The sequence below is a fragment of the Brevibacillus sp. HB1.2 genome (assembly GCF_013332495.1).
Classification (GTDB): domain Bacteria; phylum Bacillota; class Bacilli; order Brevibacillales; family Brevibacillaceae; genus Brevibacillus; species Brevibacillus porteri.
Genome location: NZ_JABMIU010000013.1, coordinates 115,020 through 129,730, shown reverse-complemented (window position 1 = coordinate 129,730; position 14,711 = coordinate 115,020). Strand labels below are relative to the sequence as shown.

The 14,711-nt window shown below is 47.8% G+C and carries 17 protein-coding genes; 3 read left to right on the top strand and 14 right to left on the bottom strand.

Features of this window, described 5'->3' with window-relative positions; all coding sequences use genetic code 11:
* Positions 1-134: 134 nt before the first annotated feature.
* Positions 135-383, bottom strand: coding sequence for a gamma-type small acid-soluble spore protein (locus HPY28_RS24005; RefSeq protein ID WP_017247291.1), 249 nt, complete (start codon positions 381-383; stop codon positions 135-137).
* 170 nt (positions 384-553) lie between these two features.
* On the opposite strand from HPY28_RS24005, the gene HPY28_RS24000 reads away from it, so the two are divergent.
* Complete coding sequence (locus HPY28_RS24000) at positions 554-805, top strand: glutaredoxin family protein (protein ID WP_017247290.1); 252 nt, start codon at positions 554-556, stop codon at positions 803-805.
* A 21-nt stretch (positions 806-826) separates the two neighbouring features.
* Here HPY28_RS24000 and HPY28_RS23995 read toward each other — a convergent pair whose 3' ends face one another.
* The 8 genes from HPY28_RS23995 to HPY28_RS23960 all read right to left on the bottom strand — a co-directional run bounded on the left by HPY28_RS23995 (position 827) and on the right by HPY28_RS23960 (position 7,348).
* Positions 827-1,162, bottom strand: coding sequence for an ArsR/SmtB family transcription factor (locus tag HPY28_RS23995; protein ID WP_048036218.1), 336 nt, complete (start codon positions 1,160-1,162; stop codon positions 827-829).
* Between the two features lie 97 nt (positions 1,163-1,259).
* Positions 1,260-2,879: a GMC family oxidoreductase gene (locus HPY28_RS23990; RefSeq protein ID WP_174231552.1), complete on the bottom strand. Its 1,620-nt coding sequence runs from the start codon at positions 2,877-2,879 to the stop codon at positions 1,260-1,262.
* Positions 2,866-3,468: a gluconate 2-dehydrogenase subunit 3 family protein gene (locus tag HPY28_RS23985; protein WP_017247287.1), complete on the bottom strand. Its 603-nt coding sequence runs from the start codon at positions 3,466-3,468 to the stop codon at positions 2,866-2,868. Before HPY28_RS23985 ends, HPY28_RS23990 begins: the two co-directional genes overlap by 14 nt.
* Positions 3,469-3,496: 28 nt before the next feature.
* Entirely contained in the window at positions 3,497-3,886 is a 390-nt protein-coding gene (locus HPY28_RS23980; protein ID WP_106835605.1) for a hypothetical protein, read from the bottom strand.
* 135 nt (positions 3,887-4,021) lie between these two features.
* Positions 4,022-5,314 (bottom strand): arsenic transporter, encoded by a 1,293-nt coding sequence (locus HPY28_RS23975; RefSeq protein WP_174231551.1) that lies wholly within the window; start codon positions 5,312-5,314, stop codon positions 4,022-4,024.
* 106 nt (positions 5,315-5,420) lie between these two features.
* Positions 5,421-6,134 carry an SDR family oxidoreductase gene (locus HPY28_RS23970; protein ID WP_174231550.1) on the bottom strand — a complete coding sequence of 238 codons (714 nt, stop codon included), beginning with the start codon at positions 6,132-6,134 and terminating at the stop codon, positions 5,421-5,423.
* 35 nt (positions 6,135-6,169) lie between these two features.
* A complete protein-coding gene (locus HPY28_RS23965) occupies positions 6,170-6,721 on the bottom strand; it encodes an NAD(P)H-dependent oxidoreductase (protein WP_069852096.1) in 552 nt (183 codons plus the stop codon).
* A 3-nt stretch (positions 6,722-6,724) separates the two neighbouring features.
* On the bottom strand, positions 6,725-7,348 hold the full coding sequence (locus HPY28_RS23960) for an ester cyclase (RefSeq protein WP_174231549.1): 624 nt from the start codon (positions 7,346-7,348) through the stop codon (positions 6,725-6,727).
* 173 nt (positions 7,349-7,521) lie between these two features.
* Between HPY28_RS23960 and HPY28_RS23955 the strand changes: the two genes are divergently transcribed.
* On the top strand, positions 7,522-7,860 hold the full coding sequence (locus tag HPY28_RS23955) for a winged helix-turn-helix transcriptional regulator (RefSeq protein ID WP_017247281.1): 339 nt from the start codon (positions 7,522-7,524) through the stop codon (positions 7,858-7,860).
* 64 nt (positions 7,861-7,924) lie between these two features.
* Here HPY28_RS23955 and pstB (HPY28_RS23950) read toward each other — a convergent pair whose 3' ends face one another.
* On the bottom strand, positions 7,925-8,677 hold the full coding sequence (gene pstB / locus HPY28_RS23950; protein WP_017247280.1) for a phosphate ABC transporter ATP-binding protein PstB: 753 nt from the start codon (positions 8,675-8,677) through the stop codon (positions 7,925-7,927).
* 234 nt (positions 8,678-8,911) lie between these two features.
* Between pstB (HPY28_RS23950) and HPY28_RS23945 the strand changes: the two genes are divergently transcribed.
* Positions 8,912-10,960, top strand: coding sequence for a methyl-accepting chemotaxis protein (locus tag HPY28_RS23945; protein ID WP_017247279.1), 2,049 nt, complete (start codon positions 8,912-8,914; stop codon positions 10,958-10,960).
* A 54-nt stretch (positions 10,961-11,014) separates the two neighbouring features.
* Here HPY28_RS23945 and pstB (HPY28_RS23940) read toward each other — a convergent pair whose 3' ends face one another.
* From pstB (HPY28_RS23940) to HPY28_RS23925, 4 genes are all read right to left on the bottom strand, one after another.
* Positions 11,015-11,788: a phosphate ABC transporter ATP-binding protein PstB gene (gene pstB / locus HPY28_RS23940; protein ID WP_174226280.1), complete on the bottom strand. Its 774-nt coding sequence runs from the start codon at positions 11,786-11,788 to the stop codon at positions 11,015-11,017.
* A gap of 19 nt (positions 11,789-11,807) precedes the next feature.
* The gene (pstA, locus tag HPY28_RS23935; RefSeq protein WP_017247277.1) at positions 11,808-12,698 is read right to left on the bottom strand and encodes a phosphate ABC transporter permease PstA; all 891 of its coding nucleotides are present in this window, start codon (positions 12,696-12,698) and stop codon (positions 11,808-11,810) included.
* On the bottom strand, positions 12,699-13,646 hold the full coding sequence (gene pstC, locus HPY28_RS23930) for a phosphate ABC transporter permease subunit PstC (RefSeq protein WP_017247276.1): 948 nt from the start codon (positions 13,644-13,646) through the stop codon (positions 12,699-12,701). It lies immediately after the preceding gene.
* A gap of 89 nt (positions 13,647-13,735) precedes the next feature.
* A complete protein-coding gene (locus tag HPY28_RS23925; protein WP_017247275.1) occupies positions 13,736-14,665 on the bottom strand; it encodes a phosphate ABC transporter substrate-binding protein PstS family protein in 930 nt (309 codons plus the stop codon).
* Positions 14,666-14,711: the final 46 nt, after the last annotated feature.

The following is a 14,711-nucleotide window of genomic DNA, read 5'->3' as shown; positions in this document are numbered from 1 at the left end:
CGGATTTACGAATCACAGTATCATCCACTTCCACGCTTTTGCAAGTGCGGGGATAGAAACTACATTCCACGCATAGACTTTCCGTAAAAATAAGAAAACCCCCGCAAATTGCGAGGGCCTTTTTCCGCTGGCTCCTACTCAGTAGCTTGGCCAGAAGATTGTTGTGCAGCCGATTGTTGGTTTTGACGGCGAACCTCCGCAACATTTGTCTCACTTGCGAACTCAGTCGCAGCGCCTTGGGAAGCAGCGCGTTGTGCGGATTGTTGGTTCTGACCACGAACCTCTGCTGCGTTTGTTTCACTTGCGAATTCAGTCGCAGTGTTTGCTGCTTGGCTAGCTTGGTTCGCTTTGCCCATACCCGCTTGTTTGTTTTGTTTAGGCATCGTTACTTTCACCTCCTCGACGTCACTGAATATAATTTGTACAGCCCCCTATGTGCGTATCCATCCTTATTTTCCCAAATTGTGCTGTTGTTGACTTGCTTTGTCGCGAACGATCATTCATATTGGAAAGAGCAAGGCTTCTACTCTGCTTTTGAAAGGAGCAATTCTGTATGGCTCACAAGGTTATTATCTATACCCAAGTCACTTGCGGTCCTTGTCAGGAAGAAAAAATGTGGCTGACTTCAAACAACATTGCTTTCGAAGACAGAGACATCCGAAAAAACGAGGCTTATTTCCAGGAAGCTATTCAATTAGGCGCCAGCATGACACCTGTAACCTACATTGAAAAGGAAAACGGCGAGCAAATGGTCATCCATGGATTTGACAAGGAAGAACTAAAAAAAGCGTTGGATCTCAATTGATCCAACGCTTTTTACGACTGATCAGCCAAATGAAGGTTCACTTGCAACTGATTTTTGTTTGACGATTGGCGACATATCCGGCAAGTTAGACAAAATTTGCTTAACTTCAGGACCGCATTCTGTATTAACGGAGTAATATACCCACGGTCCCTTCCGACGCTCTTTGACCAAACCATGAGTTTTGAGCTTAGCCAAGTGCTGAGAAACAGAAGGCTGGGAAGTTTGCAAAATTTCCACGAGATCACGGACACATAAGGACTGTACTTGCAGGAGAGCCATGATCGTCAAGCGCGTCTTGTCACCAAGTAGCTTATAAGTCTCTGACAAAAACAGAACCTGCATCAAATCCATTTCCATAAGGATACCCACCTTTGCCTTACATATCTGTTTATCAGTATACTATATGGCTTATATGATGGGGAAGATAGGAACGCAAAAGTTATGTGAACCCTGCTTATACCTCTTGCTTTTTCATCGCCTCAATGATCTTGTCTGCAGTGCGCGCAGCCAGCGCCATGACTGTATTTGTCGGGTTGCTGCCACTCGAGGTAACGAACGTAGAAGCACCCGTTATGAAAAGATTGGGTATGTCATGTGACTGCCCATATTCATTCACAACAGAGGTTTCCCTGTCATTCCCCATCCGGCATCCCCCCATAAGATGAGCGGTATCCGATACCACATGCTCTGGCTGCCCACCCATCGCCTCTATAATCCTGTTCATTTGCCCAATAGCATGCTTGTACAGTTGTTTGTCGTTCTCCTGATAACTAAACGTTACCGTAGGGATCGGCATTCCGTATTCATCTTTTTCCCCAGAGAGCGTCACTCTGTTATCGGGATGAGGCAACACTTCCCCGACCAAGGTGATCCGCGCATACATATTGTAATCCAGCATGGTTTCTCGAAGCTGTTTTCCCCATAAATACGAGCCGTCTTCCCTCTCGGCAGCAATAGCAGCCGCCATCCCGACTGGACGTGCCCCGTGTGCACTCAATGTATATCCGCGGGCAAAGCCTCGTTCCCGTTCCGTCTCATAAAAATGCTGGGTCAAGGCAAGGACAGGTGTCCCTTTATACAATCGCACTTCCTCCGGGAGTCGTCCGTATACATCATGACTGGAGTGAGGCATAATAGCTTTTCCTACCCATCCACTCGAATTCGCCAACCCTTGCGGAAACTGAGCATTCGCCGAACTGAGTAGCAATCTGGGAGTCTCCACCACAAACCCGGCCAAAATGACCACACGAGCCATTTGCCTGTGCGTCAAACCATTATGGTTGAACAACACGCCACTGACCCGGTCTCCAGCCATCAAAATTTCCGTCACCATGCAGTCGGACAGCACCTCTGCCCCCTCCGCTATCGCTTTGGGGATATGATGAATCAGCCCGCTGTATTTGGCATTCGGCATGCACCCTTGATTGCAAAAGCCACGATTAATACAGGGAGGACGTCCATCAAAGGGGGCCGATAAAATCGCCAGAGGGGCGACCACACTCTCGATCCCCAGCTTCTCGCACCCTTCCCGGAACAGTTGGGCATTGGCACTGATTGGCTCCCGAACGGGGTACGGATACGGGCCTTGAAAGGAACCCCACGGAAAATGATTGGGACCTGAGACCGCAATCTCCCGTTCAATCTTGTCGTAATATGGAGCAAGGTCCTGATACGTAATCGGCCAGTCTTCCCCTACGCCGTCTATGGTCTTCGTCTTAAAATCACTCTCGTGGAAACGCAGGAACACCCCCGTAAAATGCACGGTGCCTCCCCCAATTCCCCGTCCTGAGTTGTTATGTCCCAAACGCAGTGGATCATTGCCTGCTACCAGCCTTGTTTCCTGCCAGGCCAATCTCCGCATCGACAGCTCATCACTGGCAAAATCATGTTGAGGGTCCCAAAACGGCCCTGCTTCCAGTACGACTACACGCAACCCGGCCTTTGCCAGCTCATAAGCCAGTACGCCTCCTGCCGCTCCAGCACCTACGATGCATACATCTGCGTCATCGGCGTATTTTCTTTGATCCACAGGAGTGGGGCGATGAGTAATCGTACGATGGTCATGACTCGTCATTTGCTTTTGCCTCCCATGGGTCCGTCAATCCTTTTTCCACCCGTACATAGCCGCGCGGATAAGCGGGGCCGCCGTAGCCGATGTCCGACCAAACCAACGGATGTGAATAGTACGCACTGACTGTGTCATGCAGCAACCGCTTGAAAAAATCTGCGGGAGCCATGTCTGTCCACGCCTCCTGGTTTTGGATACCCCCATTCGCGACGTGCTGAAGAACGGCTTCCTGCTGGTCTAGCTTCAACGCAACAAAATCAGTTCCATAAGCGGCATGACTCTCCGCATCAATCCCTTTCAAGCCCGAGCGATAGAGCTCTTTTTGGGGTGGAACTCCGACCTTTCGTTGCGACTCGCCAATATTACTAGCCGTCGTATTATCCAGATGCTCGACCACAAAGGTCAGCACCTCCAAACGGTGATCATGGACCAATACGCCTACAACTGTTTGTAAGAGCAAGGATTCAGGCTTCGTAAAAAATTGATTGGCAATCGCGGGCATTCGTCTGGCCCCTACTACTTTCCTTGTGTGAGCATCCCACTCTGTATGCTGGTCCCAAACATCATAGGATGGGTAACGTCCAGGCTTCTCCATGTCCTCTCACCCCCTTCGAAAACGATTTTTACCAAAACAGCGCAAGAAGCCCTAATGCTGACATTGCGGTGATCAGTAATGGAAGAATCACAGGAGGACCGACGAGAAAATTTTGACCTTGCGAATAACCTCCCACACGCTGCCCAACCCCGACCGTATGCAAATAGGCCCCGTACAAACCACCAGCCATGCCGACCACCATCATCAAAGCAAACACCCAACGCAGCCAACCCGCATTCACAAACGATAAAACAATAGCAGTAACCGCAAATACAGGGAGCTCAAGCACGGGAATCCACATTGCCCAATGTCGGAAGTTTTGTCTGGAGTGAAAAAGCGTGACCTGAACCGCAATCAGGGCAAACGCCAATCCAGCAAAAAGTATCAGTACGCGTTCGATCGGCCAGCCATGCCACATGGAAACATCCTCCTTTTTACGTACGTTGCGCCTATTTTTTCCGTCTGTGCCAGGTCCTATTCTGCCTATTTCACTGCGAGCAGCGTGATGAATAGAAAAAACCTGCTGACTATTAACCAGCAGGCTTTTCATTCCCTATGAAAAATAAACCAATGTCAGATACAATCCAAGCAAGGTTACCGTCAATGTCGGTACGGTCAAAATAACCCCCGTCCGAAAGTACTGTCCCCACGTAATTGTCACGTCTTTACGTCCCAAAACATGCAACCAGAGTAAGGTCGCCAGTGATCCAATCGGAGTCATTTTCGGCCCCAAATCGCTCCCGATCACATTCGCGTAGATCATGGCTTCCCGCAACAATCCGTCTGCCTGTGTCCCGGCAATCGCGAGTGCGTTGAACATCACTGTCGGAAGGTTGTTCATGACAGAGGAAAGAACAGCAGCGAGAAAGCCCGTCCCCAAGGTCGTTGCCAATAAACCATGCGCCATGAACCAATCCAAGGTGTCCTTGACTAAGTCAGTCAATCTCGCGTTGTGCAGCCCCCACACCACGACATACATGCCAATCGAAAAAATAACGACTACCCACGGCGCTTCTTTCATAATCCGCCGCATGGCGATCGCTTCACTTTTTCTTGCAGCCAGGCAAAAAATGATGGCTGCCCCCGCAATAATGATAGAAACGGGCGTATGGATGGACTCGCTTATAAAAAAACCAATCAACAAGACTGCAAGAATCGGCCACGCCAAGCGAAACATTCTGTGGTCGCGAATGGCTTCCTCCGGATTTTTCAGATGGGAAAGATCAATCTGCGCCGGGATGCTTTTGCGAAAATATAGGTACAAAACCAGCAGACTCCCAACAATCGAAAACAAAGTCGGAATGATCATTTTGGCCGCATACGCAGCAAAGCCAATATCAAAATAGTCAGCTGAAACAATATTCACCAGATTGCTAATCACAAAGGGCAAAGAACTCGTATCAGCAATGAATCCGCTCGCCATGACAAATGCCAAAACCGTTTTCCCATCCAGCTTTAGTGCCCGCACCTGTGCCAACACAATCGGTGTCAGGATCAAGGCTGCCCCATCATTCGTAAACAAGGCAGATACGAGTGAACCAAGCAGGATGACATAAACGAACATAAGCCGCCCATTTCCTTTGGCAAAACGAGCCATATGGAGCGCAGCCCATTCAAAAAAACCGATTTCGTCCAATACAAGTGAAATGATGATAATTCCGATTAAGGCGAGCGTTGCATTCCAGACAATCGAGGTGACCTCAGCGACATCCGCTATTGTGACTACCCCGATCACCAAAGCCAACAGTGCTCCTCCGACAGCCGGATAGCCAATCGACAGCCCCCGCGGTTGCCAGATGACCAATGTCAACGTGATCAGAAAAAGAAAAAATGAAATCCAAACCACTGCATGTATCTCCTTTCCAAAAACCAAAAAGAACGGACCTCGAAAAGTCCGCTCTCCTACCATACTACAAATTAAAATGATCCGAAACGTCCGGTAATGGAATCCTTTAAAGTAAAATGTGGCCACCTTCTACATGAAGAACAGTGCCGGTTACAAAACTATTTTGGAGCAGGTATAGTACGCTTTGTGCGACGTCTTGCGCTTGTCCAACTCGTTTCACAGGGAGCTTGTCTGCCAATGTTGCATAGAAATTATTGCGCACGTCTTCCGGCATTTTACTGCGTGATGGCGTATCAATAATGCCAGGTGAAACGATATTTACTCGGATTGGTGCCAGTTCCAAGGCGAGGGTTTGCCCCAGATTCGAAACCGCCGCATTGACTGCACCAAGCGCAGATGAACCAATCATCGCTTTGTAGGCGACAACTCCGGAGAATAAGGTGATGGAACCGTTTGTTGAAATCTTCGGCGCTCCGTACTTCGCCGCGTAGTATTGGCCCCAGAATTTGTTATCGAACAACTTACGCGCTTGGGCTGAATCCGTTTGAAGGAATGAACCGCCAGATGTTTCAGCCGCACTGACGACCAGATGATCACACGTGCCTACTTTTTCAAAAAAGGCCTGAACTTGCTGCTCATCGGTGGTATCCAGTGTATACGCCGAGGCTTTGGAACCCAGACTCTCTTTTGCCTTCTGCAATTTATCCTCTGAGCGGCTGGCAATGATCACTTCAGCTCCTAGTGCTATTGCCTGTTTGGCTGTCTCCAAACCAATTCCAGAGCTTCCGCCGATGATGACTATCTTTTGATTGTGCAACATGATAGGATCTCTCCCCTTTCCTTTGAGATTTTCATTTAGAAACTCAATACTTGTTTGAGATGCGCCTCGAGTTCGGATACAAATCGATCGATCTGCGGGTTTTTGATGACGTCATAGCAAGCAAAGCTCTTTACAGGTTGCATGCCCAAAAATTCCTTTACGCGGTGCAAATGGCTGATTGCATCTTCCAAGCTTTCCCCTTTAAAAAATTGGGTTGGATCGTTAAATGCTTTTTCTGGAGCATTCCAAGTCGTCGAGAACATATATTTTTTGTCGGTTAATAAACCGCCTCTTCCGTATTGATTCGCACCCTTGAAAAACAATCCGTACGCAAATACTTCATCCATATATGTTTTCAGTAACCCAGGGACACTGAACCAGTAGATGGGGGTTTGATAAATGACCATGTCTGCCCAAAGAAATTTCTCGTGCTCTTCTTCGATTTTGTATCCATTTTCAATAATAGTAGTTCGCACATGGTTCTCTTTCTCGAGCAGACTCACCATATGATCCATCAACGTTTGGTTCAGTTTCCCCTCTGATGAGCCATATTTTTGGTGACCATTGATGATTAGGATTTTTTTCATTTTTTACATCTCCTTTACGACGCCAATTTGTTGCATAAAGGTTAAATTGTCTTCCAGATGCCAGTCTTCCACAAGCTTCCCATCCTTGATCCGCAAAACATCGATCGCCATAAATTGAATGGGTTTCCCGGTCAAAGGTTTTCCCATAAACTCGCCTTTGCTCGTACCCGTAAAGGAAAGACGAGCTGTCACCTTGTCCCCCACTACCAATAAATCCTCAATTGTGCATTCCAAGTCGGGAACTGCTTTACGGAAGTTGCGAGAAGCGAATAACAGGCCATCGGGACCTTGAGGTCTTCCTTTCGGCAACGTGTTATCCATGAAACTTGGAGAAACGGTTTGTGCAATGAGATCCTCGTTCCCCGTGTTCCAGAATCCGTAGAAACGTTGAGCGGCCTGTACCATTTCGGTAGCTTCTGTTGCGTTCAATGAGGAATCAATCGTCATTGAAACGGGTTGAGGAAGATCCTTCAATAGTTGAACGTCTGTCTTGACGGACAACTCAGCAGTTTGATTCTCATAAGCTGATGTTTTCGAATCATTCGCGCATGCTGTTGCGAACAGCATCGTCCCGAAGATGACAGCAATACCAGCTATCGAACTCATTTTTTTGGTGCGTGGAATCATGTTGTTCGGATCAACTCCTTATTTAGAGTGGAAGTATCGGTTCACATTGATATTGTAAATACGCTAACTTCATTTATGGAAGTAGTGATATTTAATTCATATAGTTTCCGAAAAGATAGTATTGCGCTATACTAGGCCAAAGAATCACAAAAAATATTTTGGAGGATATTCCGATGAATGTTCTTGAGCCAATCGAACTGAACAAAGGAACCCCGGGCCAACCTTGCCCCATTGCCAAAACACTTGACGTTATAGGGACCAAATGGACCTTTTTAATTATTCGGGACCTGCTTATCGAAGGAACGCTGCGTTTCAGCGACCTGCTGAAATCCATGGATGGGATTAGTCCGAAAACACTTTCACTCAGACTGAAGGAATTGGAGGAGCACGGCATATTGGAAAGGAAGGTGTTTCCGGAAGTCCCTCCGCGTGTGGAATATACGTTAACGGAGAAAGGGAAACGATTAGAAGGTATTTTCATTGAGTTAAAGAGATTTGGGCTACAGTTATAAACATTTTAAAATTAAAAAGAGCGGACCTCGAAAAGTCCGCTCTCCTACCATCAAGCCTATTGAATTATCCGAAACGTCCGGTAATGTAATCCTCTGTTCTTTTGTCACGAGGATTTTGGAAGATCGTCGGGGTACTGTCAAACTCGACTAGCTCTCCATTCAAGAAAAACGCAGTCTTATCGGAAATACGTGCTGCCTGCTGCATGTTGTGCGTCACGATTACAATCGTATAACGGCTCTTCAGTTCTTCCAACAGCTCTTCGATTTTCGCAGTAGAAATCGGGTCAAGGGCAGAGGTTGGCTCATCCATCAAAATGATCTGTGGCTGAACAGCGAGTGCCCGTGCGATACAGAGGCGTTGCTGCTGCCCACCCGAAAGCCCTGTTGCTGGCTTTTTCAGTACATCCTTCACTTCATCCCAAAGGGCTGCTGCCTTGAGGCTTGTCTCTACCAACTCGTCCAGCTTGTTACGATCGTTCATGCCATGGAGTCTCGGCCCGTACGTGATGTTGTCATAGATGCTCTTCGGAAAAGGATTCGGATGCTGAAACACCATGCCGATATTTTTGCGAAGTCGCTCAACCTCTACGCGAGAGCTATAAATATCCTCATCGAACACTTTTACCGTTCCCGTAATTTTGGTGTTCGGTACTGAATCGTTCATTCGATTCAACGTCCGTAAAAATGTAGACTTACCGCAGCCGGACGGACCAATTAATGCTGTAATGGAATCAGGCTCTACATCCAGATTTATATGATAGAGGGCTTGCTTATTACCGTAGAAGAGATTCAACTCTCTCACCGAAATAACGCTCATACGGTCTTCGCTCCTTCGTGATTGTTACGTCCTTTTACTTCCCCACTATAGCGCACCAATGTTAGGGTTCCGTGTGATGTTTATTAAGTTTCGATAAAGTTTTTGTTTTGGGACTTTTTACATAGGTCATTTTACATTAAGTTATGGTAAATCTTGCTGGTAAAGCATATACGCCCCCCTAAGTACCCCCTACAATGAAGCTGAACGTTTTGACGAATAAGGGGAGAACAATGAATGCCAGACATAAGAAAACTATGGGGTCACTCGTCGTTTCATTACCGTTCAATTTTCACCAGGCTGTTCGCAGGCATTATGGGGATGGTAGTCTGCATGATGGCAATCGCCGCTTTCTTCATCAGCTATCAATCCGAAGCCACGCTTAATGAAAAAACAAAGCAGCAATTACACGAGGCATCAGGTGCAGCTCTACAGAAAGTACATAGCAGGGTCTATGACATCGTAACCGCCTTGCAATCATTTGCTTCCACTTATAAAAACAGCACGGTTACCAACAGTCAGATCTTTGGCATTTTTACAGATATGTCTGCCAGCAATCCTACGATTTCCGAGTTACAGATCGTCACCACAGACGGAAGGTATTTAACCTTTCCAGGATCACCCCTCGACAGTTCCTACGATCCGCGAAAAATGGACTGGTATGAGGGCGCATTGAATCTACCACAGCAGGGGATTTTTGTCTCAGATGTCTTCCAGTTTTCCGAGACGGAGTTTCCCAAGATCGCCGTCTCACTCCCTTTGCGCAATGAAGACGAGGAGCCCGTAGGCGTCGTCGTGGCATTTGTCTCTGTCCCGAAGCTGAGCGAATCCATCGGGCAGATTAAACTAGGGGAAACTGGATATGCCATGATTGTTGATCAACAAGGCAAGCTGGTCGCTCATCCCGATCAGTCCTACGCGTTGCAGCGCCCTCTTCTTTCAGAGCTTGCGATCGTGCAAAACGTCATCGCTGGTCAATCTGGCTACGAACCGAGTAGGATTAATGGAGTGGACTCTTTTGCCGCCTATCAATTTGACCCCTCCCTAAAATGGGGAGTGATCGTCGCACAGTCGGTATCCGAGGTAAAGCAAGAGGTCCGCCGCCTTCAGCTAACCATTTTGGCCGTCTCACTCGTCGGACTCGCTGCACTTGCACTCATGCTGTATGTGTACGTACGTCGAATCATCAAGCCGATTAAGGAAGCACAACAAAAAATGTCCGCCTTTAGCGAGGGCGATCTCCTGCAAACCATGCACGTACAAAGCAATGATGAAATTCGCCAGTTGGCCGACAGCTTCAATCGAATGAGTGAACAAATCCGGACGATCATCGGTAAAATCCAGTATGTCATCTCAGACGTCAAACAAGTAGCCGATCATGTGGGAAAAGGCTCTCGCCATTCTCACGCCATGCAGTCAGAAGTCGTATCCGTAACAGAGCGACTTGCCCAAGAAATGGACAACCAGCAGGAGCAGATCGATGATATCCACGCCACGATGGCCGGCATCACACAAGAAATGTCTCGAATCACAGACTCCATGGAAAAAGCAATCGTACAGAGCCAGGAATCACGTCAGCAAAATGCGAAAGCAGCAACCTCCATTGATTTGCTAAAAGAAAATATGCACAGTATCTCAGAGGATATGAAAGCTTCTATGCATGCCATGTCCTCCATGAGAGAAAGCATGAGCGACATCAACGAAATGCTCGGTCTGATTTCCGCCATCTCCAAGCGAACCAAGCTTTTGTCCTTCAATGCTCGAATCGAAGCTTCCAGGGCTGGACAAGCCGGAATCGGCTTCAGCGTCGTAGCAGACGAGATTCGCTTGCTGTCCGACCAGACCGAAGAAGCATCGGCCCGCATTCAAAAGGTAATTGAATCAGGGGAAGAACGAATGGAGCATGTAGCCGCCTGCTTGCAAACGACCGATCACGCTACTGTAAATGGCATTCAAACCTTGCACCAGGCCGCTTCTATCTTTCACAACACGATCCAGCTCAGTGAAGCGTTGACTGCGCAATTTGAATCGATCAGAACGCTCACAGGTACAATCTCGACACAGAGCCAAGCCATTTCACAGCGGGTAGACAATCTGTCTGCGTCTGCACAGCAAGTCGTATCAGGCACACAGCAAGCCGTAGCCGCCAATCAAGAAAGTCTATCCTTATCGGAGCAATTTCTCGATGACTCCCTGCGTTTGTCAGATATCGTTGAGGATCTGGAGCAAGCGATCAAATTTTTCAGAGCGGAAGACAGTCCCTCTCTCCACCGACATTCATCATGATAAGAAAAAGCCCTCCTGCAAGCACATGTGCTCGGGAGGGCTATTATTTTTCTATCAACCAAAACGTCCGCTAATATACGCTTCGGTTTTTTCGTTCTCAGGTGATGTGAAGATTTTCCCCGTCTCCTCCATCTCGATCAGCTCACCCATCAGGAAGAAGGCGGTTTTCTCCGAAATTCGCGCTGCCTGATGGAGGTTATGGGTAACGATCACGATCGTATACTCATCTTTTAGCTGCATGACCAGCTCTTCGATTTTCATGGTAGAGATCGGATCGAGAGCGGAAGCCGGTTCGTCCAACAGCAAAATGGTTGGTTGCATCGCGATTGCACGCGCGATACAAAGCCTTTGCTGCTGTCCACCAGAAAGGGAGAGCGCTGAATCGCGAAGACGATCCTTTACCTCATCCCAAAGCGCTGCTTTTCGCAAGCTCGACTCAACCAATTCATCCAAATCACGTCTATTTGTCATCCCGTGGAAACGAGGTGCAAATGCGATGTTTTCATAGATCGATTTGAAAAATGGATTCGCTCGTTGGAACACCATTCCTACCACTTGGCGCAGACTCTCGATGTTTACTTGCGAGCTGTTAATGTCGATACCATCTACAATAATGGAGCCCTCTACACGACAAGAAGGAACCAGATCATTCATCCGGTTCAAGCTCCGTAGAAGCGTCGATTTCCCACATCCGGACGGACCGATAAAGGCCGTCACGGAGTTGCGTTCAATATCCATTGATATATTTTTTACGGCTTGCTTCTCTCCGTAGTATACATTCACGTTATTCGTCTGAATGATCGTTTCTTGCATGGTCAGTACGGACATGGCTGCCACCTACCTCTTCTTAGTTTGATCCTGACGTCATCTTTTTGTAAACCCAATTCCCGAACCAACGAGCGGAAAGGTTAAAGAGCAAGACGGCAATAATCAGAACAGCAGCCGCGCCATCTGCGACATCACGCGCATCCGGTGTCAGCCCCTCGCTGTTTACCTTCCAAATATGCACGGCCAATGTCTCGGCAGGACGGAACGGGTTCAACGGTGAGGTCGTACTATTCAATGAGAAGTCGGTGAAATCCAGATTCGGTGAAGACATCCCTGCCGTAAACAGCAAGGCAGCCGCTTCCCCAAATACACGGCCTGATGCCAGAATGGCACCCGTAATGATCCCTGGGAGCGCTGCTGGAAGGATGACAGACACGATGGTACGCCATTTGGTAATACCAAGCGCGAGACTCGCTTCCTTTTGACTGCGAGGTACGTTGCGCAGTGCATCCTCTGTTACGCGAACCAAGAGTGGCAGGTTAAATACTGTCAGCGCAAGTGCTCCACCAAACAGGGTATAGCCCCAGCCTGTCATATTTACGAACACGAGTAATCCAAACAAACCAACTACGATAGACGGAAGGGAAGACAATACTTCTATACTCATGCGGATAAACTGTGTAATCTTGTTATCCGGCGCATATTCGGCCATATAAATGCCTGCTCCGATTCCGAGCGGCAACGCGATCAGCATGGTCAGGACCAGCAAGTACAACGAGTTGAAAAGCTGTGGTCCAATCCCGCCACCCGCATTGACGATATCCGGCGGAGAGGTCAAAAAGTCGAGATTCAGCTTATGCCAACCTTGAGAGAGAATGAAGCCCAATAGTCCCACCAAGGTACCAATAATCAGTACGGCAATCAGTGTCAAAACAACAGTAGCAGCGCGGTCCATCAGTCTCGCTTTCATCTATTTCGCCAACCTCTTTCTGCCCAACAGGCGCAAAATCACGATAAAGATGAAAGACATCGCCAAGAGCAGCAAAGCCATTGACCAGAGAGCATTGTTATACGGAGTTCCTTGAATCGTATTCCCCATGTTCAATGTAATACCGCTAGTGAGCGTACTGATCGGTTCGAACAAACCGCCTGGCAGCTTCGTTGTGTTACCGATAACCATTTGCACAGCCAAAGCTTCTCCAAAAGCGCGAGACATCCCCAAAACAATGGCCGTTAAACAGCCAGGAAGCGCGGAATGCAACACGACATTCCAAATGGTTTGCCAGCGAGTAGCACCCAGCGCGAGTGAAGCGTTGCGCAAATCTTGCGGAACAGCCTCAATTGCATCTGCTGCCACACTCGTAATGGTAGGCAAAATCATCAGGGCAAGAACAAGTCCCCCTGCCAATAAGCTGAAGCCAAGAACATCAAATTGTTCGCGAATAAATGGAACAAGCAATGTTAGTCCAACATAACCGTAAACGACTGATGGAATACCAACCAACAGCTCGATAACCGGCTTCAATACTTTTTTCCCGAAGCCAGGAAAGATCTCTGTCATAAAAATAGCGGCGCCGATTCCAAGTGGCGCGGCAATCAAAGCAGCCAGTGCCGTTACGAAAAACGAACCGAGGATAAAGGGCAACACACCATACGCGGATGGTTCACCTTCTGGGTCCCATTTGTCATGCGTTAAAAATTCTTTGAAGCTTACCCCATCGACGAAGAACGTCGACAGCCCTTTTGAAGCAATAAAATAGGTGATCGATAAAACAACAATAACGAGCAAACCCGCACAAATCATCGCGATGGTTTTGCCGGTAATATTCTCTGTCTTTTGACGCTTGTTCGTTGTCAGCATTTTTTGCGCAATCATCGATTTACGCTCTGTATTTACCCCTTCAGTACGATGGCTCATGTTCTCCCTCCTGGAAAGAAAACGACTGTACGCAAGCAAAATGAGGGGAAGGCCCCCCTACCCCTCTATTTTGCTGTTGACGATAACGCTTATTTTTGTGTTACTTTGCCTTCTGCATCACGTTCCACTTTCATATCTGTGATTGGCAGGAAGCCCAATTCTGTTACAGTTTTCTTTTGTACTTCGTCAGTCAGGATGAAGTCCAGGAACGCTTTTGCATCGCCAGCTGCTTCACCTTTGGTGTACATATGCTCGTACGCCCATACTGGATATTTGTTCGATGTAATGTTTTCTGCGTTTGCTTCCACACCATCCAATTTCAGAGCTTTTACAGAGTCGTTGAAGTAGGACAGTGCCAAGTAACCAATTGCACCTGGTGTTTCAGCAATGATTTTACGAACAGTACCGGAGGAATCCTCTGTGATACCTTCTGCTTCTTCTTTACCATCCAACGCGAATTTGCTGAATGTCGCGCGCGTTCCGGAAGATTTCGGACGATTAACCAGCGTGATCTTCATGTCTTCACCGCCAACGTCTTTCCAGTTGGTGATTTTACCAGTGAAGATGTCGATCAATTGTTGCTTAGTCAAGTTGTCTACTTTTACTTGCGGGCTTACTGCTGCTGCCATACCGACAACCGCTACTTTATGGTCTACCAGTTCGTTTGCTGGAATGCCTTTTTTCTCTTCTGCGAAAATATCGGAGTTACCGATCGTTGCTGCACCGCTTGCTACTTGGCTCAAGCCCGTGCCGCTTCCTCCGCCTTGTACTTGGATTTGTGCGCCTGCATTTTTTGCCATAAAGTCTTTGGCCGCTTGCTCGACCAGAGGCTGTAAAGCGGTAGAACCCACTGCTGTTACAGGTTCACCGGAAGTTTTTGGTGTCGAACCAGAGTTGCTTTGCTCTTTAGCTGGTTGTTGCGCTGGTGCTGGAGTCTGTGCAGTGTTGCCGCTTCCACACCCCGCGAGTAATGCCCCTACACATGTCAGCGCAATAAACATTTTGCTGAGTTTTTTCATTGGATGAAAATCCTCCTTAAAAGGTTCGGTTTGTTTTTTTCTCTCT

Bases quoted from the DNA above. Each gene is read 5' to 3' on its own strand.
- HPY28_RS23925 (WP_017247275.1), bottom strand. From the start codon at position 14,665: ATGAAAAAACTCAGCAAAATGTTTATTGCGCTGACATGTGTAGGGGCA.
- HPY28_RS24005 (WP_017247291.1), bottom strand. From the start codon at position 383: ATGCCTAAACAAAACAAACAAGCGGGTATGGGCAAAGCGAACCAAGCT.
- HPY28_RS23985 (WP_017247287.1), bottom strand. From the start codon at position 3,468: ATGGAGAAGCCTGGACGTTACCCATCCTATGATGTTTGGGACCAGCAT.
- pstA (WP_017247277.1), bottom strand. From the start codon at position 12,698: ATGAAAGCGAGACTGATGGACCGCGCTGCTACTGTTGTTTTGACACTG.
- pstB (WP_174226280.1), bottom strand. From the start codon at position 11,788: ATGTCCGTACTGACCATGCAAGAAACGATCATTCAGACGAATAACGTG.
- HPY28_RS23990 (WP_174231552.1), bottom strand. From the start codon at position 2,879: ATGACGAGTCATGACCATCGTACGATTACTCATCGCCCCACTCCTGTG.
- HPY28_RS23965 (WP_069852096.1), bottom strand. From the start codon at position 6,721: ATGAAAAAAATCCTAATCATCAATGGTCACCAAAAATATGGCTCATCA.
- HPY28_RS23945 (WP_017247279.1), top strand. From the start codon at position 8,912: ATGCCAGACATAAGAAAACTATGGGGTCACTCGTCGTTTCATTACCGT.
- HPY28_RS23970 (WP_174231550.1), bottom strand. From the start codon at position 6,134: ATGTTGCACAATCAAAAGATAGTCATCATCGGCGGAAGCTCTGGAATT.
- pstB (WP_017247280.1), bottom strand. From the start codon at position 8,677: ATGAGCGTTATTTCGGTGAGAGAGTTGAATCTCTTCTACGGTAATAAG.
- HPY28_RS23995 (WP_048036218.1), bottom strand. From the start codon at position 1,162: ATGGAAATGGATTTGATGCAGGTTCTGTTTTTGTCAGAGACTTATAAG.
- HPY28_RS23980 (WP_106835605.1), bottom strand. From the start codon at position 3,886: ATGTGGCATGGCTGGCCGATCGAACGCGTACTGATACTTTTTGCTGGA.
- pstC (WP_017247276.1), bottom strand. From the start codon at position 13,646: ATGAGCCATCGTACTGAAGGGGTAAATACAGAGCGTAAATCGATGATT.
- HPY28_RS23955 (WP_017247281.1), top strand. From the start codon at position 7,522: ATGAATGTTCTTGAGCCAATCGAACTGAACAAAGGAACCCCGGGCCAA.
- HPY28_RS24000 (WP_017247290.1), top strand. From the start codon at position 554: ATGGCTCACAAGGTTATTATCTATACCCAAGTCACTTGCGGTCCTTGT.
- HPY28_RS23960 (WP_174231549.1), bottom strand. From the start codon at position 7,348: ATGATTCCACGCACCAAAAAAATGAGTTCGATAGCTGGTATTGCTGTC.